General features: G+C 43.0%; 19 protein-coding genes. 8 read left to right on the top strand and 11 right to left on the bottom strand.

Annotation, left to right across the window (positions count from 1 at the left end; all coding sequences use genetic code 11):
- Positions 1-6 precede the first annotated feature (6 nt).
- Both Q4519_RS13085 and Q4519_RS13090 read right to left on the bottom strand, forming a co-directional pair.
- Positions 7-576, bottom strand: a complete 570-nt coding sequence (locus Q4519_RS13085; protein WP_303512901.1) for a hypothetical protein — start codon at positions 574-576, stop codon at positions 7-9.
- On the bottom strand, positions 573-1436 hold the full coding sequence (locus tag Q4519_RS13090) for a DUF4129 domain-containing protein (RefSeq protein ID WP_303512903.1): 864 nt from the start codon (positions 1434-1436) through the stop codon (positions 573-575). Before Q4519_RS13090 ends, Q4519_RS13085 begins: the two co-directional genes overlap by 4 nt.
- 380 nt (positions 1437-1816) lie before the next feature.
- Between Q4519_RS13090 and Q4519_RS13095 the strand changes: the two genes are divergently transcribed.
- Positions 1817-2884: a zinc-binding alcohol dehydrogenase family protein gene (locus tag Q4519_RS13095; protein ID WP_303512905.1), complete on the top strand. Its 1068-nt coding sequence runs from the start codon at positions 1817-1819 to the stop codon at positions 2882-2884.
- Between the two features lie 431 nt (positions 2885-3315).
- Positions 3316-4611 carry a glycerophosphodiester phosphodiesterase family protein gene (locus tag Q4519_RS13100; RefSeq protein ID WP_303512907.1) on the top strand — a complete coding sequence of 432 codons (1296 nt, stop codon included), beginning with the start codon at positions 3316-3318 and terminating at the stop codon, positions 4609-4611.
- 469 nt (positions 4612-5080) lie between these two features.
- On the opposite strand, the gene Q4519_RS13105 is transcribed toward Q4519_RS13100, so the two are convergent.
- The gene (locus tag Q4519_RS13105; protein ID WP_232803187.1) at positions 5081-5698 is read right to left on the bottom strand and encodes a sugar O-acetyltransferase; all 618 of its coding nucleotides are present in this window, start codon (positions 5696-5698) and stop codon (positions 5081-5083) included.
- Positions 5699-5838: 140 nt separating this feature from the next.
- Positions 5839-6543 (bottom strand): ion transporter, encoded by a 705-nt coding sequence (locus Q4519_RS13110; protein WP_232803185.1) that lies wholly within the window; start codon positions 6541-6543, stop codon positions 5839-5841.
- Positions 6544-6886: 343 nt separating this feature from the next.
- Between Q4519_RS13110 and Q4519_RS13115 the strand changes: the two genes are divergently transcribed.
- The 6 genes from Q4519_RS13115 (at position 6887) to Q4519_RS13140 (ending at position 16626) form a co-directional block, all read left to right on the top strand.
- The gene (locus Q4519_RS13115; protein ID WP_303512913.1) at positions 6887-8353 is read left to right on the top strand and encodes a methyl-accepting chemotaxis protein; all 1467 of its coding nucleotides are present in this window, start codon (positions 6887-6889) and stop codon (positions 8351-8353) included.
- A complete protein-coding gene (locus Q4519_RS13120; RefSeq protein ID WP_303512916.1) occupies positions 8331-8885 on the top strand; it encodes a DUF6436 domain-containing protein in 555 nt (184 codons plus the stop codon). Before Q4519_RS13115 ends, Q4519_RS13120 begins: the two co-directional genes overlap by 23 nt.
- Before the next feature lie 118 nt (positions 8886-9003).
- Entirely contained in the window at positions 9004-9261 is a 258-nt protein-coding gene (locus Q4519_RS13125) for a PTS transporter subunit EIIB (protein WP_232803179.1), read from the top strand.
- Positions 9262-9792: 531 nt separating this feature from the next.
- Complete coding sequence (gene acnA, locus Q4519_RS13130) at positions 9793-12477, top strand: aconitate hydratase AcnA (protein WP_303512918.1); 2685 nt, start codon at positions 9793-9795, stop codon at positions 12475-12477.
- A gap of 91 nt (positions 12478-12568) precedes the next feature.
- Complete coding sequence (locus Q4519_RS13135) at positions 12569-13933, top strand: lyase family protein (RefSeq protein WP_303512920.1); 1365 nt, start codon at positions 12569-12571, stop codon at positions 13931-13933.
- 410 nt (positions 13934-14343) lie between these two features.
- Positions 14344-16626, top strand: a complete 2283-nt coding sequence (locus tag Q4519_RS13140) for a penicillin acylase family protein (protein ID WP_303512922.1) — start codon at positions 14344-14346, stop codon at positions 16624-16626.
- Between the two features lie 222 nt (positions 16627-16848).
- Here the strand turns inward: Q4519_RS13140 and Q4519_RS13145 are convergent, their stop codons facing one another.
- From Q4519_RS13145 to Q4519_RS13175, 7 genes are all read right to left on the bottom strand, one after another.
- Positions 16849-17214 (bottom strand): hypothetical protein, encoded by a 366-nt coding sequence (locus Q4519_RS13145; RefSeq protein ID WP_303512925.1) that lies wholly within the window; start codon positions 17212-17214, stop codon positions 16849-16851.
- A 236-nt stretch (positions 17215-17450) separates the two neighbouring features.
- A complete protein-coding gene (locus Q4519_RS13150; RefSeq protein ID WP_233054017.1) occupies positions 17451-17978 on the bottom strand; it encodes an AAA family ATPase in 528 nt (175 codons plus the stop codon).
- A gap of 96 nt (positions 17979-18074) precedes the next feature.
- A complete protein-coding gene (locus Q4519_RS13155; protein ID WP_233054018.1) occupies positions 18075-18407 on the bottom strand; it encodes a YnfA family protein in 333 nt (110 codons plus the stop codon).
- Between the two features lie 619 nt (positions 18408-19026).
- Complete coding sequence (locus Q4519_RS13160; RefSeq protein WP_303512929.1) at positions 19027-19491, bottom strand: hypothetical protein; 465 nt, start codon at positions 19489-19491, stop codon at positions 19027-19029.
- A gap of 518 nt (positions 19492-20009) precedes the next feature.
- Positions 20010-20312 (bottom strand): hypothetical protein, encoded by a 303-nt coding sequence (locus Q4519_RS13165; RefSeq protein WP_233054021.1) that lies wholly within the window; start codon positions 20310-20312, stop codon positions 20010-20012.
- A gap of 307 nt (positions 20313-20619) precedes the next feature.
- Entirely contained in the window at positions 20620-21003 is a 384-nt protein-coding gene (locus Q4519_RS13170; protein WP_232804178.1) for a GFA family protein, read from the bottom strand.
- Positions 21004-21299: 296 nt separating this feature from the next.
- Entirely contained in the window at positions 21300-21770 is a 471-nt protein-coding gene (locus Q4519_RS13175) for a GNAT family N-acetyltransferase (protein WP_303512935.1), read from the bottom strand.
- Positions 21771-21944: the final 174 nt, after the last annotated feature.

Raw genomic sequence — 21944 nt, forward strand, 5'->3', positions numbered from 1 at the left:
GATTCCTTAAGATTGATTAGAGTGATGGCTACACAAAGCCGTTAAGATAATTTGAGTATGTGGCAAGTAAGGCTGCGTATTCACTGGCCAATAACCAAAGCTCAAGGTTTGTTGCCAATTTGGCTTTACCGCAAACGCCAGCGCTTGTTTTAAGTCCGTAGCAATGGCGGGGTCTTGCTGCAACTGTTTCAGTCCGTCTCTGCTGCTCAGCTGATGTTGCGTACAATACCTGTTCATATACAAACCTTTTACATAGCTGTGTAATTTGGACTCATTTCCCGCTTCAAAATAATCACTTAATGTTTGCAGTAAATGCTCATCTGTTGCTGGCGTTCCTTGGTAATTAATCAGCAACACTTCTGCAGCCAAGTCCGCTTTTCTAATGCGTTGTATACTGATAAAAAACAGCATCAATAGTAATGACACCCAAACAAACACCGCTGGCAGCGCCAATGCCCAAGTGAATAATGTCAACAGCCATAGTGGTGGGTAGCTAGCCAGTATTAGTAGAGTGACCAATGACATCAAAATAAAGAACAATACTTTTCGAATGCTATAAGCGCTGCTTTTGTTCATGCCTTCGCCTCCGCAATTTGATTTAAATAGCCAATAGCTAGCGACAAGTCTTGTTGGTCAAATGGTGCTTGGCTGTAACAGGCTTTTTCAAACAACAAGGTTATTTGATAAAGGGGCTTGGCAGGCAAGTTCCCTTGACATAACAACTGATAAAACTCATGTGCAGTTTGCGTTGGCTGCCGCACTAGTTGGTATTGCTCAGCCAGTAACGTTAATAATTGTTGATAACATTCAATAATTTGTTCTTTACCTGCCGCTTGGTTAGTTTGCATCGTTTCTGCTTGGGCCTTTGCTAGGCTTGCCAGCACTGGCACAGGAGCAACGGGCGCACCTATGTCCCTGCGCGAGCGCCGCTTTCGTAACGTTGGTGCGACGATCAACCCTAACAGTGTGGCTAAAATAGCGGCAATCACCCACGGACTAATGTGAATAGATTGGCGAATCTGTTGCTGAAGTTGCTCAGGCTTGGTCTCAGTCCAAAGGGGTAAGACTTGCTCATTTTCAATGGAAGTCGGCCTTTCTTGTTTCGCCACAACAGACGCTGAGAATTCTGTTTGCTCGGTTGCTACCGAATTCATAAATAAGGTGAATGCACCAAAGAAAAGCACCATGCCAATGGCATAAGCAATCACAATTTGACGAATATGAGCCGCGTTAAACAAAATAAAAAAACATCCGCCAGCTGCCACTATCATAAAGCCTATAAGGGGGATCCCCATTGGACTGCCAAGCATGATGTTGAGGGCATCTTTATAATACTCAGGCACCTGAGTTTGCAACGCGATGCTGTTAATGCAACTAAGCAATAAAGCCGCCAGAATAAAAGCCGCAAGATAAAAACGTGTGGCGCGATTTAACATTCAATAGTCCTTTTTATTACACATGCAAGAACGATATATACCTAATCAACCTAGAAATGCATAATTTCAATGCACCTTCAAGATGATTGGGTATATAGCACTTAAAAATCATATATATAGACTTGCTTACAGCAATGGACTTAGATTATATACTGAAGGGAAAAAAGTCTGACCCAAAATGCGTAATTGCAGAAATTTACGAATTTGACGTAAGCAAAAGGGATTGATTCACTTAAAATTAACTGAGTTTATGTGGTGAATGATTAAGCTTGGATCAGCTTACAGCAACATATTAACGTAACTAACGGAATGATATCGCAGGCAACAGTTTACAACACGCATTTTAATCGCGTAACACCTCAGCTTTACAAGGATCAGCTATGAAAGCAGTCGGATATTTACAACAGCAAGACATAACACAAACAGACAGTTTGATTGATATTGAGCTAGATATACCTCAAGCACAAGGCCACGATCTTCTTATTAAGGTTCATGCCATTTCTGTCAATCCCGTCGATACTAAGGTACGTAAATCGGCATCACCTACGCCCGGTGAACATAAAATACTGGGTTGGGATGCCGTTGGCGAAGTGGTTGCAACCGGCAGCGAAGTAAGCCTGTTTACGGTTGGCGACAAAGTGTGGTATGCCGGCGATATCACTCGCTCAGGCTCTAATGCTGAATATCAATTAGTTGACGAGCGTATTGTAGGAATTAAACCTGCCTCATTATCAGATGTTGAAGCAGCGGCAATGCCACTAACAGCTATCACCGCATGGGAATTATTGTTCGATAGACTCGACTTTACACCGAACTTACCTACTCAATCAGATTCAAATGTAGCCATACAGCAAGCAAAACCACCTGCACCCAAACCCATCATTTTAATCATGGGCGCGGCCGGCGGCGTTGGCTCGATTTTAACGCAGTTGGCGGCAACATTAACTCAGGCTACGGTCATTGGCACCGCATCGCGGCCACAAAGCCAAGATTGGGTTAAAGCGTTAGGTGCTGATCATGTTATTGATCACCATCAGCCACTGCTACCTCAACTCAACAAATTAGGCATTTCACACGTCAGTCATGTAATCAGCCTGACCCATACTGATCAACACTTCAGCCAATTAATAGAAGTGCTCGCGCCGCAAGGTAAGCTAGCGCTGATTGACGACCCACAGCAAGATATCGACATTAAAAAACTTAAGCAAAAATCCCTCTCATTGCATTGGGAGTTGATGTTTACACGCGCCATGTTTACTACTTGGGATATACAAAAACAGCATGATCTCTTAACTCAAGTTTCGCAACTGGTTGACGCGGGGATACTGAAAACAACCTTAGGGCAGCACTATGGCGCAATCAATGCAAGTAACCTTAAACGCGCTCATGCCTATATTGAAACCCATCAAGCCGTGGGTAAGGTGGTATTAGAAGGGTTTGACCAATAACCAACTCTTTAGGGATAAAGAGCAGGGCTGTAGGTTATTATTTACATGTAACCTTGACCGCCCTGCTCGCTATCTTGCCAGCGTGGAGTCAGCACGACAGTTACAATTAAATAGCTCATTTATGCTAGTTAAACTGTCATCCATACTTATTTTACTTGTCACATTAACAACTTAGTCTAACCATTGTTTTTATAACTAACCTCAGTTTTGCTAAGCCAATTACGAGCGGATACCGTATATTTTACTGCAAAGTTCGTTTTCAGTGATGAAAGCGCAAAGCGTATAGGGGTATATACCCAAACAATATCAAGAAGCAAAGTCTAACGTTATTTTTTAGGTCTATTTACCGCGTTTTGCAGGGAAAATACTGCTTTGCTTATCCAGAGCTCGGGTTAACTATCATATCTATACAATTACAATGGAGCCATAACATGTCGATAAGTTGGAAACGTAAACTGGGAATGGCAAGTACATTAAGCAGCGTATTATTTCTCAGTGCCTGCAATGACAATGACAGTGTTGAGAAAACGGCAAAAAATGTGATTAACGAAGTCGTTAAACCAGACGCTAACGCGGTTACTGTTGGCCCTCGCCCACTGTTTCTGGTGTCTGAAATGCAATCAAGCCCACTGAAAACCAAGCTTGAACAATGTGCATCTGGCTCATTTTATCGCAGCGATTTCTCCATTGGCCACCGCGGCGCAGCGCTACAATTTCCGGAGCACACTAAAGAGTCTTACCAAGCAGCCATTGATACTGGCGCAGGCATAGTAGAATGTGACGTCACTTTTACTAAAGATAAAGCGCTTGTGTGTCGCCATTCGCAATGTGATTTAGCCACCACTACCAACATTCTGGCAATGCCAGAATTGGCAAAAAAGTGTTCTGTGCCATTTAGCCCAGCCGATCCCGCTAACGGTGTAAAAGCCACCGCAACCTGTTGTACCAGCGACATTAGCCTAGCAGAGTTTAAAACCTTGAAAGGCAAAATGGATGGCAGTAACCCTAATGCAACCACAGTTGAAGAATTTATGGCGGGTACCCCAACTTGGCGAACTGACTTGTACTCTGGCAATGGAACATTGATGACTCATGCCGAAAGCATCGCGTTATTTAAAGCTGCTGGGGTTAAGATGACACCAGAGCTTAAGTCTGCCAGTGTGACGATGCCGTTTGATGGCTTTACTCAACAAGACTATGCGCAAAAAATGATTAACGAATATACTGCTGCTGGTGTTGATCCGGCCGACGTTTACCCACAATCATTTAATTTAGAAGATGTAAAATACTGGATAGCGAATACACCAGAATTTGGCCAGCAAGGTGTCTATCTGGACGACCGTTACGACTTTGCTAATTTTGATCCACAAAATGCGACGACTTGGTCACCCTCTATGACAGAGTTAGCAAATGATGGCGTTAAAATCATCGCCCCACCGCTATGGGTATTGTTAACCTTAGATGCCGACAACAACATTGTCCCATCCGAGTATGCTAAGGCAGCGAAAGCGGCTAATTTAAAAATCATTACTTGGACGTTAGAGCGCTCTGGGCTACTCAGCCAAGGTAATGGCGGTTGGTACCACCAGTCGATTGCAAACGCAATTGACAACGAAGGCGATACCTTTGAAGTATTAGACGTACTAGCAAAACAAGTCGGCGTGATAGGTGTGTTTTCTGACTGGCCTGCAACGGTAACTTACTACGCAAATTGTATGGATAATTAGCAGAAATACATCAACATTAAGCGGCTGGAAGCAGCCGCTTAACTTTGTCACTTTTGCACATGGTTAACACGCTGCTACACAAAATGTTTAATTTTAACTCTCTATAACGCTATATATGACCACCAGCCCCATCGAATCACTTCACCAGCTTCTTTATTAGCAGACAATTAATGTTACTGATATGAATGCTCACCTAAAAGCACTAACCAACACATAGCATGATGGCATAACAAAATTACTTAAAGGTTGCAGCTTGCGACCTGTTTTCCACGCAAATTTTTCAACGTCAACATTAGCCTGAAACGGTTTGTCTTTCTGGATTGGAACCAGCAACCTTCACGATGAAAGTTCCTCAGTGTCACGCCTTCGCTGATAACGATATCATCACAAAGGGCCTGACTGCGTGGATTGTCCTGAACATCATTTAGTAAAAAAGCGTTTCCAAACAGCGAGCTGCGTTTTTAGTGTCTCAGCTTGATGATTTAAGCTCTATCATCGGCTTCCACATTTCATATAGCTCTTCTTCAGAAGGCACTTCGCCGTGCTCAAGTTTACGGATCACTTTACATGGGTTGCCAAAGGCTAAACAATCTTCAGGGATATCTTTGGTAACAACACTGCCAGCACCAATCACGCTGCGAGCACCAATGGTAACGCCGTCTACAACAACAGCCCCTGCACCAATCCAAACACTATCACCTATGTGGATAGGATTGCCTAATGCCAAAGGTAATACGCGCTCCGCTATATCAAGTGGATGCCCTGCGGTGCTGATGACCACATTTGGCCCGATTTGCACATAACGGCCAAAATAGACTGGGGCAATGTCTAAAATAGTCACGCCGCTGTTGAGAAACCCTCCTTCTGCAAAGTGGATATTTTTACCCATGTCGCAATAGAATGGTGGCACAATAGTGGCGCCATTATAGCTACCAAGAATGTCCCCCAGTAGCGTAGCTTTTAATGCGTGTTGAGAAGGCCGAGCATGGTTAAAGTCATAAAGCTTTTCTTTCATTTGAGTTTGAAATTCAAACAACTCAGGGTTGATAGCAAGTTGCACTTCAAAATCAGATATTTTATGGCTCATTGTCTATTGCCTCTCATCAAAGGAATACTTCATCCTATGCTTATCAAAAAGATAATCAAGCTTTAGTGATGATAATGAGTAAGTTAGCGAGCATTTTAGCGCAAACTAAAACACTGGCCTTCTCAAAGCATCATAAATCATTAATCTTCCATTTCTCGGGCTTTTGACAAGGCCGAAGCCACCATACCCGCGGGAATAGAAACGACACCTAGTCCAATAATTAAGATAAAAAAGGTGAAAATTTTGCCGCCAACCGTAATGGGGTAAATATCGCCATAACCCACGGTCGTTAACGTAGCTACAGCCCACCATAAACTATGAAATATTGAGCTAAAGGCCTCAGGTTGTACTGAATGTTCAAAGTAGTAAATTCCTACCCCAGCTAAATAGAGGATGATCAGTGAAGCGAACAAGAATAAGGTTAATTCTTCTTTTGCAATAATAAATGCGCGGTAAAAACGGCGTGATGCAGCACTGTAACGTACTAACTTTAAAATACGGATCAACCGCAACATTCTAAATGCCCGCACAGTACGTAAATCTAATCCAATGGCGAGGTAAAACGGCAGAATAGCAAGTAAATCAACCATGCCAAAGAATGAAAAAATATACTTACGTTTACTATCAGCCACCACTACCCGAGCAATATATTCAAAGGTAAAAATAAACACAGTTACGGCTTCAAACAAAAATAAGTTAGCTCTTAACTCTGCACTGATATTCGGTAAGGTTTCAACAGAAAAGCTGATTAGTGATAACACTATCATGATCTGCGTAAAAATCTCAAAGCGACGACCTATGGCAGTATTGTTATCCTCTACCATGTCTTTAATTGTTTTAAACAAGTTGACTCCTTTTTAATAGTACGATCGGCTCATCATCTTGTATTATAAGCATTATTTCCCCTGTTTACCCAGCCCAATTGAACCAACATTTACTGCTTCATGTAAAAAACTCAAGCATTGGGCAAATTTTTCTGTCTAAGCCATTTTTTTCGATCCGAACATAGCAAGCCAACGTAGGGTTCCGACGGCAACATTTTTCACTGATATTTTAGTCAAGACACTGTCAGTAACATATAAAATATAGCGAAATCACCCGATTCATTTGTCAAGTCGACTATTCATCAACCACACTTACATGCAATCATGTATTAAAATTATTTCCTTTGTAAGCGGATAACAAAATATGAAAACCCAAAGCAAAATGTTTTCTCTCCTGTTTGTGGCTCTTTTCATTGAATCCGTGGCCATGTCGTTTGTCCATTCTACCTACCTTGAAGTGGTCTTTATTGGTTTACCTGCGCTTATCGTTCCTCTTTATCTTATCAAGTCAGTGCCAACGAGCCCTCTTACCCGACACGTTTCAGCCATAGCAGCAATGATTTTTGCTTGTTTACATATTCATCAAATGAATGGCTTGATTGAGGTGCACTTTGAGATATTCATTTTGATGGCATTCTTAATTATTTTTAGTGACTGGAAGGTGTTTATCACTGCTGTGACGGTTGTAGCCGTCCATCATATGTCATTTTATTTTTTACAACTGAATAACGCTGGCGTTTACATCTTTGACGCTGACCGCTTAATGTTCTCAACGGTAATTATTCACGCTGTTTATGCTATCGTCGAGTCAATCGTGGCAGGTTTTATTGCTAAAACCTTAAGAGATGATAGTTACGTTGGCGCTGAGCTTGCTGCTATTACTAAGCAACTAACCCAAAACAAGCAGTCGATTGATTTAACGTTGCGAGTGGAAAGCAAAAAAAGTAAAACGCTACGTGGGTTTAACGAGCTGTTAACATTACTTAACACCCTTATTCACGACGTTAAAACCCAAGCCAAAGAATTAGTGGTAAACACCACAACCTTGGCTGAACTCAAAGAGTCTCTGAATACTTCGGCCAATGTTAAGCGACAAGAAACGGATAGCATTGCCTTATCCGTTGAGCAGATGCTTGACACCGTAAACATGATTGCCAATCAAGCTGGGCAACTTAGTAGTCAAATGACCCAAGCCAACACGTTAAGCCATTTGACCGAAAACAACGTCAATGACATTAACAGTAAAAACCAGCATCTATTAGATGCATTAAATGGGACCAGTGAACAAATACATCAGCTAGCACAAGCCAGTGACGTTATTACCAAAGTGCTTGAGGACATTACCAGCATTGCTGACCAAACTAACTTACTGGCACTAAATGCCGCCATCGAAGCGGCTCGAGCAGGTGAACAAGGCCGTGGCTTTGCCGTCGTTGCTGATGAAGTGAGGGCTTTAGCAAATCGCACTAAAGACAGTACTACTAAAATAGCCAAAACAGTTAGTGAGCTTAACACGCATTCAAAAAGCTCAACGCAAGCAATGCAGTCTTGTATCAGCATTGTTGACGACGTTATTGCTGTGGCAACGTCTGCCAATCAACAAATGAAAGAGACCTCACAATTGGTCAGCTCTGCAAATGAAATAGCAAATTCGGTGGCCAATTCCGTCAATGAACAATCTGAGGCTACCGCCAGTATTGCCGCCAGCACCGAAAACATGAAGTTGACCAGCCAAGACGATCTGTCACAAATTGCACAACTGTCCATTGAGACAGATAACATTAAGCGAGCCACCGAAAGCCTACAACATGATATTGAAAGCTTTAAATAACCCAGATCACAATCAACAAGTTAAGCGCCGCCATGTGGTCATAGTGTTACTGTGGATCATGAGTACGTTAATTGCTGCTATCTATTTTATCGGCGCGCGGTTAGTTGACTTCGATCCCACTGGTAAACTGAGACAACAAGATAGCCAAGATTTTGCATTATCATTATTGAAACAGATCCAGCTAGACCCTCTCAATATGGGCAATACCATTATCCACTTTACCGCTTCAGGCTGCGTGTGTAATTCCTATAGTCAAGCTCACAAACAAAGCCTAAACCAGCAAGCAATAAGCGACGGTTATCAAGTCATTAACCTGACAATGACAGCGGCTTTGCGTGAATTAGTCCCCGCAACCCCCGCCGCGCTGGTTATGAGTAATAAAGGTAAATTAGTCTATTTTGGTCCTTACTCAGAGGGCTTAGCTTGCTCAAGCTCGAATAGTCTTATTGAGTTAGCAATAAATAACTACAATAAAGGCTTCAACCCTGAGCTAATCATCGATAAAGCGAAAGGTTGCTACTGCCCAGTATAAAGTATGAATCAAACTAATTGAGACTGTAAGTCTATCGTTTTCCATGAGTAACATCATACAAAATGTCATCACTGGCTGTTAGAATAACCATGGTTTCAACAACATAATAAGGATTTTTATGATAAAACAACTAGCAACAGAAACAATCGCATTACTGGGTGGTAGCAAAAATATCACTGAAATTGACCACTGTATTACACGGGTGCGCGTTAAAGTGGCCGATTACGCTAAAGTCGACTTCGCCCAGTTAAGCAAAGAATATGACAGTGCGGTAAAAGGCGTTGTTGAAGGCAGTGTTCATCTCGTTGTTAATCAATATAAGCACGACTTTACTACCAGTGATATAGCAACCGAGCTTAAAGCGCTGAAAGGATAAAGCCCATTACAGTCGGCTAAATACTTTAATCGCATAAGGCTTACTCAGCTCGCTTTTTCACCGTTCAACAAGCGAGCTACAAAGGCACTTATTCAATATAATTAATTTTTTGAAATGGCTGATGTTGAACACAAGTAGTGATTTCGTTTGTGTAAATTGCCATTTCCTTCTAGCACATTTGAGGGGTAATTTAACCGTAATTCCAATAAGAATAAGAAATGGCTACTTGTACAACCCACTTTATTAATAACAAAATACCCATTAACCAACCCAATCTTCGCCCTTCTCTCCTAAGCTAACCATAAAGTAGCGTATCACTAACATTGACGAACACGGCTAAACTAAGTTAATGGCTAATAAAATAGCGATCCTTTTTTGAAATAACAAAGGGAAAGATGTTAGGTTAGTTAGCTCATCGCTTGTTAAGCAACCTTAACTCGGCGTTTTCTTATTCCGAGTCCAATTAATTAGCGCCACCATTAATTGTGTTAATAAGGATTTTTAGTTAACGATTTATTAAGGAGATAAAGAATGCCTGGAAATCAAGTCAATACTAAACATACTTTCAACATTAACGGCCAAGCTTACCATTACTACCCCCTATCCTGCGCGCAGACAACCAATCAAAATGACATTGCTCGCTTACCCGTTTCAATCAAAATATTATTAGAAAACTTGTTACGTCATCATGATAACGGAGCGGATAACCAAGCAGCTATTGACGCACTGATCAGCAGTGCCGGCCACGCCAGCAGCCAAGAGATTAACTATCAACCTGCGCGCGTGTTAATGCAGGACTTTACCGGCGTACCTGCGATTGTTGATCTTGCCGCTATGCGCGATGCATTAGTTAAGCAAGGGCTAGACCCGCAAAAAGTAAATCCGCTAGCCAAAGTTGATCTCGTCATCGATCACTCAGTTAACGTCGATAAGTTTGCTAACTCATCAGCATTTAAAGAAAATGTCGCCATTGAAATGGCACGAAACGACGAGCGTTATGCCTTTTTAAAATGGGGCCAGCAAAATTTTCATAACTTTAGCGTAGTGCCGCCAGGTACCGGCATTTGTCATCAGGTCAATCTTGAATATCTCGCTAAGGTGGCATGGACTGAAACCAACGAAAACGAATGCGTGGTTTATCCCGATACACTGGTTGGAACCGACAGCCATACCACTATGATTAATGGTTTGGGCGTACTCGGCTGGGGCGTAGGCGGCATTGAGGCTGAAGCTGTGATGCTCGGTCAGCCAATTTCTATGCAAATACCCGATGTGGTTGGCTTTGAGCTAACCGGTAAACTAGCAGAAGGGATCACCGCAACTGACTTAGTGCTCCAAGTGGTGCAAATGCTAAGGCAACATGGCGTGGTCGGCAAATTTGTCGAGTTTTATGGCGCGGGCCTGTCGCATTTACCATTGGCAGATCGCGCCACCATTGCCAATATGGCGCCGGAATATGGCGCCACTTGTGGGTTTTTCCCGGTCGATCAGCAAACCCTTGATTACTTAGCCCTAACAGGCCGCGATCAGCAAACAATCGCACTGGTGGAGCACTACTGTAAATTACAAGGGCTATGGCGCGATGAAAACACCGTTAAGCCAGATTTCTCTGAAACCCTATCCCTAGACATCAGTACAGTGGAGCCAAACCTCGCGGGACCCAGTCGTCCCCAAGACCGCGTACCGATGCGCCAGCTTAAAACAGCGACCGATGATTTTATTGCACTGAAAGGTAAAGAGGCGCAAAAATCGACTGCATTTCCACTTAAAAGTAGCGAACAAACGCTTAGTAATCAGACTCTGAGCCATGGCGATCTCGTGATTGCTGCTATCACATCCTGTACCAATACTTCTAACCCTGCAGTGATGCTCGCGGCAGGACTACTCGCAAAAAAAGCCATCGACAAGGGACTTGTCACCAAACCATGGGTTAAAACTTCCCTCGCCCCCGGCTCACGAGTGGTCACCGATTATTTACAAGCCACCGGTTTACAGCAATCGTTAGACACATTAGGTTTTAATTTGGTTGGCTACGGTTGCACAACCTGCATTGGTAATTCCGGCCCGCTGCCCGTGGCGGTGCAAGAATGCATAGTAGAAAACGATCTGATTGTCTGCGCGGCATTATCGGGTAACCGTAACTTTGAAGGCCGAATCCATCCACTGGTCAAAGCGTCATGGTTAGCGTCGCCGCCATTAGTCGTTGCGTATGCATTAGCGGGCACCACGCGTATCGATCTCACGCAAGATCCTATTGCCACTAGCGCTGACGGCGAAAGAGTCTACCTAAAAGACATCTGGCCCAGTAATGCTGAAATTACCGAGTGCCTTAACAGCGTCAGTCATCAAATGTTTGAACAGCGCTATAGTGCTGTTTTTGATGGTGACCAAATATGGCAAGCAATTGAAGCAGGTAAACAGGCTAATTATGCCTTTTCAGAGCAGTCTACTTATATCCAATTACCGCCGTTCTTTGAACCGGAGTATCGCGATAATAACAGCAACATTGTTAACGCTCCTATCCTCGTGATGCTGGGAGATTCAGTGACCACGGATCATATCTCACCTGCTGGCGCGATAGCCAAAGACAGCGCTGCAGCTGATTATTTACGCAGTAATGGTGTAAATGAGGCCGATTTCAACTCTTACGGCTCACGACGCGGTAACCATCAAGTCATGATGCGTGGCACCTTCGCCAATATTCGCATCCGCAATGAAATGACACCCGAGTGCGAAGGCAGCTATACCCATCTCCAAGGTCAGTCTACGCCCTTATTTATCTATGATGCGGCCATGGCATACCAGCAAGAAAAACGTGCCAGTGTCGTCATTGCCGGTAAAGAGTATGGCACCGGCTCAAGCCGAGACTGGGCCGCGAAAGGCACGCTATTACTCGGGGTTAAAGCCGTGATAGCAGAAAGTTTTGAACGCATTCACCGCTCTAACCTTGCTGGTATGGGCGTGTTGCCATTACAGTTTATGCCGGGTGAAGACAGAAAGACATTACAGTTAACTGGTAATGAGTCGTTCGACATTTTAGGTTTGGACAAAAAAATGCAGGCCAATCAAACCTTAAATGCGGTGATCCATTATCCGTCCGGTGAGCAGCGTAACATTCAATTACGGTCGCGACTCGATACCGCGGTAGAAGTTGAATATTATCGCGCCGGCGGCGTGCTGACTTATGTGCTTAATCGCATGGCTGTTGAGCGTTAAGGCTAAACGTAAACCTGATGGGCCGGCAGGCCCATCAATTACCTTGCTGTTCCCCTCTTTGGGTTGCCTACTTTGAATTGAAGGAAATAAAATGGATTTACAATACCGCACAGAAAAAGACAGTTTAGGTGAAGTAAAAGTGCCATCAAACGCCTTGTTTAGCGCACAAACTCAACGCGCCAAAGATAACTTCAACATTAGTAGTCTGCTGATGCCCGCCCAATTTATTCAAAGTCTCGGCCTGATTAAAGCTTCTGCCGCCAAAGTGAATGGCCAATTGGGTTTACTGGAGCCAACCGTTGCAGATGCCATCTATCACGCTGCAATGACTTTAGCTGCAGGTCAGCATATTGAACAGTTTCCCGTCGACGTATTTCAAACTGGCTCGGGCACCAGTACCAATATGAACGCCAATGAAGTGATCGCCACCCTTGCCAGCGAACAACTCAAACAAAGTATTCACCCCAATGATGCGGTAAATTGCAGTCAGAGTAGTAATGATGTCATTCCAACGGCTATTCACGTCAGTGCGCAATTGGCCATTTCACAACAACTACTCCCTGCTTTAACTAAGCTACAAGCAACGTTAGCAGCAAAAGAACAAGACGTGGCTGGCCAGCTTAAAACCGGCCGTACCCATCTAATGGATGCCATGCCTCTGAGCTTAGCGCAAGAGCTTTCTGGCTGGCACGCGCAATTATCCCTAGCGGCAAATCGAATTACTGATAGTCAAAAAAGATTATGCCAAATAGCACAAGGTGGAACCGCCGTTGGCACAGGAGTCAATGCCCCCGATGATTTCGCCGCACTATTTGCCCAGCAATTATCAACCTTAACTGGTCAACCATTTAGCAGCGCCGATAACTTATTTAGTGCACTGAGTAGTCAAGATACCGCGGTTGAGGTATCAGGCCAACTAAAAGCATTAGCAGTCGCGTTAATGAAAATAGCCAATGATCTGCGCTGGATGAACAGTGGCCCGTTAACCGGCCTTGCTGAAATAACCCTTAAACCGCTGCAACCAGGTAGCAGTATCATGCCCGGCAAAATTAATCCCGTACTGCCTGAGGCCGTGGCAATGGCAGCGGCACAGGTGATAGGTAATGACACAACGATTACGATTGCTGGCGGCTCAGGCAATTTTCAATTAAATGTAATGTTACCTGTAATTGCTTTCAACTTATTGCAAAGTATTGAATTACTCACCGGAAGCTGCGACGCCTTAATGACCACCATAGCTGATTTTACAGTGAATACTAGCCAGTTAGAGCAAAGCTTAGCTCGTAACCCTATCTTAGCGACCGCCCTGAATAACGAAATTGGCTATAACAAGGCAGCCGAGATAGCTAAGCGTGCCTACGCGGAAAAGCGCCCAATATTAGATGTCGCAAAAGAGATGACCGATTTAGACGAGGCTTATTTAGCTAAGTTGCTCAACCCCGAAGCCTTAATTTAGCATGATTAACATGCTCCCTCTCCAGAGCCAACAAACCCTTTAATGGGCCATTGCGCTGATAGCAGCCGCAATGGTTCATCAAAAGAGCATATTGGCAAATACTCACATCAATAAGCTGCCATTCACTCCTTGCTCTTTTCCCTTAAACACCTCCCTTAGTACAGAGAGAATAAATACTCAGAGAGTACTCTGGCAGACAGCGCCCAGCCAGAATCAACAACACAAAACAGTTTAAATCACCTAGTGCTTTTCCCCTACTTGGATCTATTTTTATCAAGCTACACTAAAGTAATTATCAAATAAAAGGAGGTGTTAATGGCGAAGTTAAATCTTTTATAAATGACATTAACCCTCACCTACAACCCAAGTTAATTGCGTCGGGTTCCAGGGTGAATAAAAGGAATGAGACCATGCAAACGATTGTTAAAAAGCTTAGCTATTTTCCATTAACACTCACCCTTGCCGCAGTGATATCGGGCTGTGATTCAAACACGGCTGAAATTCACTGGACCAGCTATGGGGTGCCGCACATTAAAGCCAATAACTACACGGCACTGGGCAAAGGGCTGGGTTACGTGATGGCACAAGACCGCGCGTGTAACTACCTTGACGGTATTATTACCGCAAAAGGCGAGCGCGCTAAGTTCCTAGGAGCAGGTATCAATAATGCCAACATTACCTCCGACTTTGCTTATCTACACTTAGCCACTTACCAAAATGCAAAAACAAACTTTCAGCAACTTGATCCTAGAAGCCAAGCGTTGATGACTGGCTTTACTAAAGGATTTAATCATGCGGTACAGAAAAATAAACATTACGCAAAAGAGTGTGCAGCACTCGTGCAACCGATAGATCAATACGATCTGTATGCACTTAACCAATCATTAAATTACTGGGCATTTGTTGAAGTATTCTTGGCTGAGATTGGCTCAGCACAACCAACGGCACCCAGCGCGAACAAGCGGCTATTAAACAAGCCCGATTCGTTCCTTGATAAAATGAAGGGCAGCAACGGTTGGGCATTAGGTAAAGCAATGACCGACAGCGGTAAAGGCATGCTACTGTCAAATACACATCTGCCCCATGGCGGCAAATTTGCTTGGTATGAAGCGCAGCTCACTATCCCTGACGAACTGAATGTCTATGGCAGTTTTTTACCCGGTTTTGTTACTCCTGCCCTTGGCTTTAATGAGCGCTTCGCTTGGACGCACACTTGGACCAACTCAACGCCAGGCTCGGTTTACACGTTAACTCCCGCCGTTGATCAAGCATTAGCGTACCAATATGGCAATCAAGTTAAGCCACTGCAAGCCAACAACTATCAGATTAGTGTTAAACAACCCAATGGCTCATTATCTGAGCTATCACGTACCTTATATTCAAGTCACTACGGGCCAATCATCGAATTTACGGCACAAGGTGGATTTGTCAGCTTGAAAGATGGTGCCAGCCAACGCAGTGATCAAACTGATTACTGGCTAAAATTAGCCCTAAGTCAAAATGTAGATGACGCCATCGCTTTAAATGAACTAGGCTATCGCACTGGCTCACAAAATATAGTGATGTCAGATGATCAAGGCAATACCTTCTATGCTGACTTGGCATCCGTGCCTGATCTCAGTGCAACAGCGTGGTCAATCATCAACGCAGTACCTGAATTACGCGCTTGGGGCGGTGTATTACTCGACGGATCTAATCCCGTCTTTGAGTGGCAACAAGCCGTTCCTTTTAACCAAGTACCACAACGCCAATCTGAACATTATGTACAAAATGCCAATGAATCCCCTTGGCTGGTTAATATCGAAAACCCCATTGTTGGCTATTCGCCCCTATATGGACCCAGTGAATACCCGCAATCACCACGCACTCGATTAAGTGTGGCAATGCTTGAGCAATTTAAAACAAGTGGTAAAAAAGTCGCCCTAGGGGATCTGCAACATACCATGGCCGACAAGCGCATCTTTCAAGCTGAGTTGGTCATTGAAGACTTGATCCAACGCTGCCAAAGCTATGATCAAGTGCAAGTGAACGACGAGACTGTCAACATAACACAAGCTTGCCAAGTACTATCGAACTGGGACAAAAAAGCCAATATCGACAGCGTTGGCACTCATATATTCAGAGAATACGCCTTGCAGTTTTACAAAATTCGCGATTTGGCCAGTTGTAATGGCCAATGTTGGCTAACTCAATTTGACCCACAAGATCCGGTTAATACACCGGCTGGTTTGCCCGCGGTATCAGATCCAACTACCGATCTTCATCTGGTCGCATTAGCCAAAGCAGTCATCCAGCTTAACCAAGCTAATATTCCTTTAAACGCCCCTTTAGGCAACATTCAATCCCTCGTCAAAGGTGAAGCGGAGTATCCTATTGCGGGTGGGTATGGTGACGTGACAGGCAGCTTTAGTACTGTTGCCGATAACATGTCGCAAAACCCTGCTAATGCACTAACGGAAAAAGGCTATCGCATTAATGTTGGCGACAGCTTTATCTTTCTCGCGGAGTTCACCGACCAAGGTGTAAATGGACGAAGTGTGCTGCTTTATAGTCAATCAAATAATCCAAACTCACCCCACTACTTTGATCAAGCCCCCTTAATCGAAGGCGCGCAATACAAACCAATACGGTTTAAGCAAACCGACATACTCACCGATGAGGATTACCGCTTTGAGCTGGTTTATATTAAATAACCGCAGGTTCCTAAGCAGTTTAAACAAGGGACTTGTCTAAGATCGAGCCAAAAACACTGCCCCTGAGCAACGAGTAATCATTGCGCAGGGGCCTTGAAATAACCATTGAAGTACAAGACTTTTGGATAAAAATCATTTTGGACAATAAACTACCCATTTCACTTTTTATCAAAATGCTTCAAGGTTATGTGGTGCAGGAGGCGAGAAACCTCTGGCAAGCAATCATGGCTTTTTACATGAAAATTCAAGGGCTCTTTCAGGATCATTAGGCAAAGACCAACCTGGTCCAGTGCTGAGTTCATAATCTAATCTCAACATCTCATTTTCATGAATTACAATAGGGGCGCATCGACGAAAACGAGTACAAATACAGTACTCACCCGTCTCTAGTTCATGTTCATAAAAACCTTTCTCGTCACTTTGTATTGACACTAATGGTGTCACGGCTTCATTTAGATCCATTGAAGGTTGATCATAAAAAATATCAATGTTGAAACCTGAGGCAAATTCAACATGGTTATCACCAATATCATCATGGCTAGTTATCGCACCAAAAACCCCCTGAGTAATTGAGAGTTTATTTTTCACATCTAGTGGCACGGGTTGGTTATCTGAGGACTCACTAGTGCAAGAAATTAAAAAACACGCAAAAATGGGCAATATTGATTTAGGAAAAAATTTGTTGCTTAGATAGTTCATTCTTCACTCTTATAATTGGCTTAGTCTAACTGAAATGTCTTTAAGGTGTCTGTTTAGCAAGTTAACTGACCAGGGTAACTAATGGACATTAAAGAATCCTACCAAAAAAAATTATATATTTTTGACTAAATTTTACTAATGATAAACAGCGCTCTTTCTTTAACTGAAACCTTAGGCACTTCAATTAAGTCATAGCCAAATTTAATATATGCGCTCACCATTTCATGGTATGTCGCGATTGCTTCAATGAAGTCCTGCTTTCGTTCAGCGTCATATTCATAGATTTCTTCCCAAGGTGGAAAAATGAAAACTTTACGGCAATAAATTAGTTCACCACATTTCGCTAGCAAAAGATCCGATATAGGTATGCGCTCAAGTTTACTGTACCCATACGAGTCGATAATACTTCGGTCGTAGAGCGTAATTTCAGAACCACCAAAGTTCTCGTAATTATCGATTTCTTCAAGAACCATTTCGTCTCGAAATGCAGCCTTGTCCAACCAAGGTAATGCCGTACCTTGCGATTCTACTTGGGCTTGGATAACTTTTCGCCCAACTTCAGGTACACTCGCGTACCCAATCTGGCGTAGATATTCGATAACTGAAGTCTTTCCTGAACCTGGGCCACCTGTAAAAACTACTCGATTATTCAAACAAAACTCCATAGACGGTTAACGCCGTAATTTGCGACTTTCGAAAGTGGAGACCGAAGGCCGGAGCTTTTGACAGCCCGACACCTATTCTTATTGTTATGTGGTTCTTGGCGCGAACATGATGATTGCCATTCCCAGCATCGCTACACAAACACCTACTATGTCCCATAGGCTAGGTCGAATACCGTCTACGACCCACAGCCATAAGATAGCTACGAAAATGTAAACACCGCCATATGCTGCATAAACTCTACCTGCTGCTGTTGGATGTAAAGACAATAACCATGCAAATAGAACAAGGCAGAAAGCTGCTGGTACCAATAACCAAACAGATTTATCCTCTTTCAGCCAAAGATATGGCAAATAACAGCCTAAAATTTCTGCAATAGCTGTTACAAAGAAAAGACCTATCGTTTTGATTTCTAGCAACTTAAACTCCTATTAATGCTGCAACCACAATCGTGGTAGAGCGACCCATTACTGGGCCGACCCCACACAGTTCCGGACGTGCGCTGATTTAAAAACACAAGACCGCATCGAGCTTTTGCGCTCTTAAGTTATATATTCGCGCGTGTAAATCACCACGCACCTAGTACCAATCTACGTGAATAAATCGCTTACTCACTCTTGGTCTTTCTATGGCCTAATACATTAGCATCTTCTTGAAATTACACCAATTGTAACTTCGTCTGCCACTTCGCCTATTCAACCATTTATATAAACTGTGCAGCACATAAATTTACAGCCTATCTAGGCTGAGTCTTTTGTCAGGCAGGCCAAAGTTTACTGCACCAAATACAGTGCTTGCTATTGCCGTTGCTGCAACAGCTACTGGGAATTGAGCCACTGAGCCAACCGACGCGAACTTGCCCTTACATCCCTCCAGTTCGTCTTGAGAAAGGCATTCAGGCGAAGCGCAGTTAACGCTCAATGCAGCAATTTACTTAATAAGAAAGGAAATCGAGCTTATCGAGGCTCCGGGGATAATCCGAGCATTGTCCAACACTTGAATATGGGGGGTCGGCTTCGCGACACCTATTCTTATCTGTTAGGCACTTTCTTCACCAAGCCATATTTTTTCTACGTACCCAGGTTCTTTCAGCTTTTTGAGTTGTTTTACCAAACCAGCCACACTAAGTTTCTTAAGTGCTTCTGGTAGCTCATTGTTTAGTATTTTGTATACACTTGACCAATCGGCCTCTGTTTCAACTCTGCCATGATCGAATCTCAATAGCTCTGAGTTATATTCTAGTTTTTTATTAAAGCTATCAGGTGTCAGTTTGTATGGATACTCCATTGGTTTAGTTGCATATTTCTTTTTAGGAGCATCCATGAACCCAAAGTCTTTGGGTCTAGCACAAAGCACGAAAGCTTTTGTTCCAGCTTGTTGAAATCTCCCACCTAAGCCGATGTACCCAATAACCCAATTATCAAGCTCTTTAAACGCAAGGGCTTTACCGATGAATTCGAATCCATCTCTCTCTAGCTGATTCAAAAAGTCGGTGTAATTCATTTTATGCCTAACGCCCGTAGCTGCTCCGACTGCCTGCGATTGTTATACGCTCTAAGATGCATGAGTAACTTTTCCCGATTTTATTTCAAACTCAGAATTTTCTTTACGAAAGCATTCACCTGAAAACTGTGAGAAATCTGTGTAACGTGATATTTCTTTGTAAGCAACGACGCTTGAGTCGCCGGTAAATACTGCTAGTGTAATACCGTCGTTGAGATTGATACGACTATTAGCCTCTAAGTCCCACTCAAAGCCAAGGACCTCTTTCGCCTAGCATTAGTTGAATATGGGCCAAAAAAACAGACTTTGTCCCATTTGGCATTCACCGCTTGAATGAAATTAAAGCCGCCCGCGTCCCTATCGATCTTTAGCATGTAGTCATAGCTATCGCTTTTACTACACGCGCCACAAGATATTAAAACAAGTATTGGAAGTATATTTCTCATTTCGTATAACGCTTCAAGCTGGGGGGGTGGGAGTGCAGTGAGTACAAGTCCCTAGACTTGACTTGTTAGCAGCTATGTCCACAAGGCCCACCTTATTTTAATTAAACGGATTAGCATGTTATTTTCTAACTCAAAGCTATCCTCTTCAGATGTATCTGATTCGGTGTAGCTAATCCACCATTTATATAATTCGTCTATCTCAACTTTTGCTAGTCGATGCTTTTCATCTGCATTCCAATCCGTATTTCCAAGAGCCAAGTCTTCTTTCTCTACGAAGTCTTTTAGTAGCTGAAAACAGGCATGCAAAAGTATGGAATCTTTATCCCGCCAATCATCATTTAATGATTCAATTTTTAACAGATTACTTGGTTGCATGATGGTAACTTCTGGCTGCTAACGAGACTGTAGAATAACTCCAACAGCCAAGTTTGACTAATAACAGGGCCTTGCAATCAATCCTAAGCGCTTTTAAGAAAATAGGTAATGCATTTGGAACCCATAAAACAGGCTATATTTCTTAAAAAGAAAAATTCTACAGCCTCAACGCCGAATTAAGCTGCTACCAACGCACGATGTCATTAAAAGCAATGCACCGTAACCACCAAACTCTTTGGAACCAATTTAGCCACCCGTTGGTAGTCAGGCTTGAATTTCTTGTTATAACACGCCTCAATATTTGCATTTACAAGTTAATTGTGTCCTTTGGATGATGGATACCATCGTAAATTTTGACTGGCTCCAAATCATAGGGATTAACACCTTCGAGACACGCAACATTAATTGCGAATTGATGCGGGTTAGAACGTCTTTGATGATGAGTATATATGCCGCAAGTTTTACAAAAGTAATGTTTTGCCGTCATCGTATTGAATTGATAAAGGGTCAAGTTATCTTCACCTTTTACAATTTTGAGGTTTTCAAGCAAAACAGAAGCAGCAATTGCTCCACGCTTCCGACACATGGAACATGAACAGCGACGAGGATCCTCTAGACCGTTTGGCATCGCCAGCTCTAACTCCACTGCACCACAGTGACATTTTGCATTGTGTACTCTTTTTATGTCCATATTATTACCTCCATGCTGACACTCCGGAAAGTGTTATAACGAGACTGTAGAATAACTCCAACAGCCCGATTTGACTAAAAAACAGGGCCCAGCAATCAATCCTAAGCGCTTTTAAGAAAATAGGTAATGCATTTGAACCCATAAAACAGGCTATATTGCTTAAAAAGAAAAATTCTACAGCCTCAACGCCGAATTAAGGTGTGAAGCACGCTACCACGACACTCAATTTGAACACCGTAAACACTAAATTAGACCCAGACTAAAAATGCCAAGCGTGCTGAATCACTCTTAAATTGTTATACGAATTTTTCCTCCAGTTCCCTTGTCATAAAATGACTATGAGGATCTAGTTCGTAATCGGAGAATGGCTCGCAATAGCTGAACCCAAACTTTTCATACAAATTTCTTGCTGGTCGAAAGAATTCCTGAGTACCTGTTTCTAAACTAACCCTCTGATATCCTTTATCAACCGCTAAATTCAATGCATGGACTAGAAGCTTAGTAGCAACACCACACTTTCTAGAAGTGCTGGAAGTTCTCATCGATTTTAATTCGATATGCTGAGGGGTTAATTGCTTGATAGCAAGACAACCTTGTAGTTCTCCGCCAGACCAACCACTAAAGAACGTAATATCTGGCGATTTAAGCGCATTAACGTCAAGAGCATGAACACTTTCTGGCGGTGAAGTCGCATACATATCCGCTAAGTGCTCTTCGAGAAGCTTAATGACTTCACCACCCGATAGGTCGTCTATTTTGATTTCCATATTCCGAATTTTCCTTATTCGTATAACGCCCACCTCTAGCGAATCCCCACAAAATATCTTTCGCTATCAAATATATAGAAACGCACCTCGTTGTGTTATCTAATTAATTTCGCCAAAAACAAACCAGATTACAACGAGATGCGTGAACTTAATATCATACACCAACAGCTACAA

The sequence above is a fragment of the Motilimonas sp. 1_MG-2023 genome (assembly GCF_030547455.1).
In the GTDB taxonomy this organism is placed as follows: domain Bacteria; phylum Pseudomonadota; class Gammaproteobacteria; order Enterobacterales; family CBDFNC01; genus Motilimonas.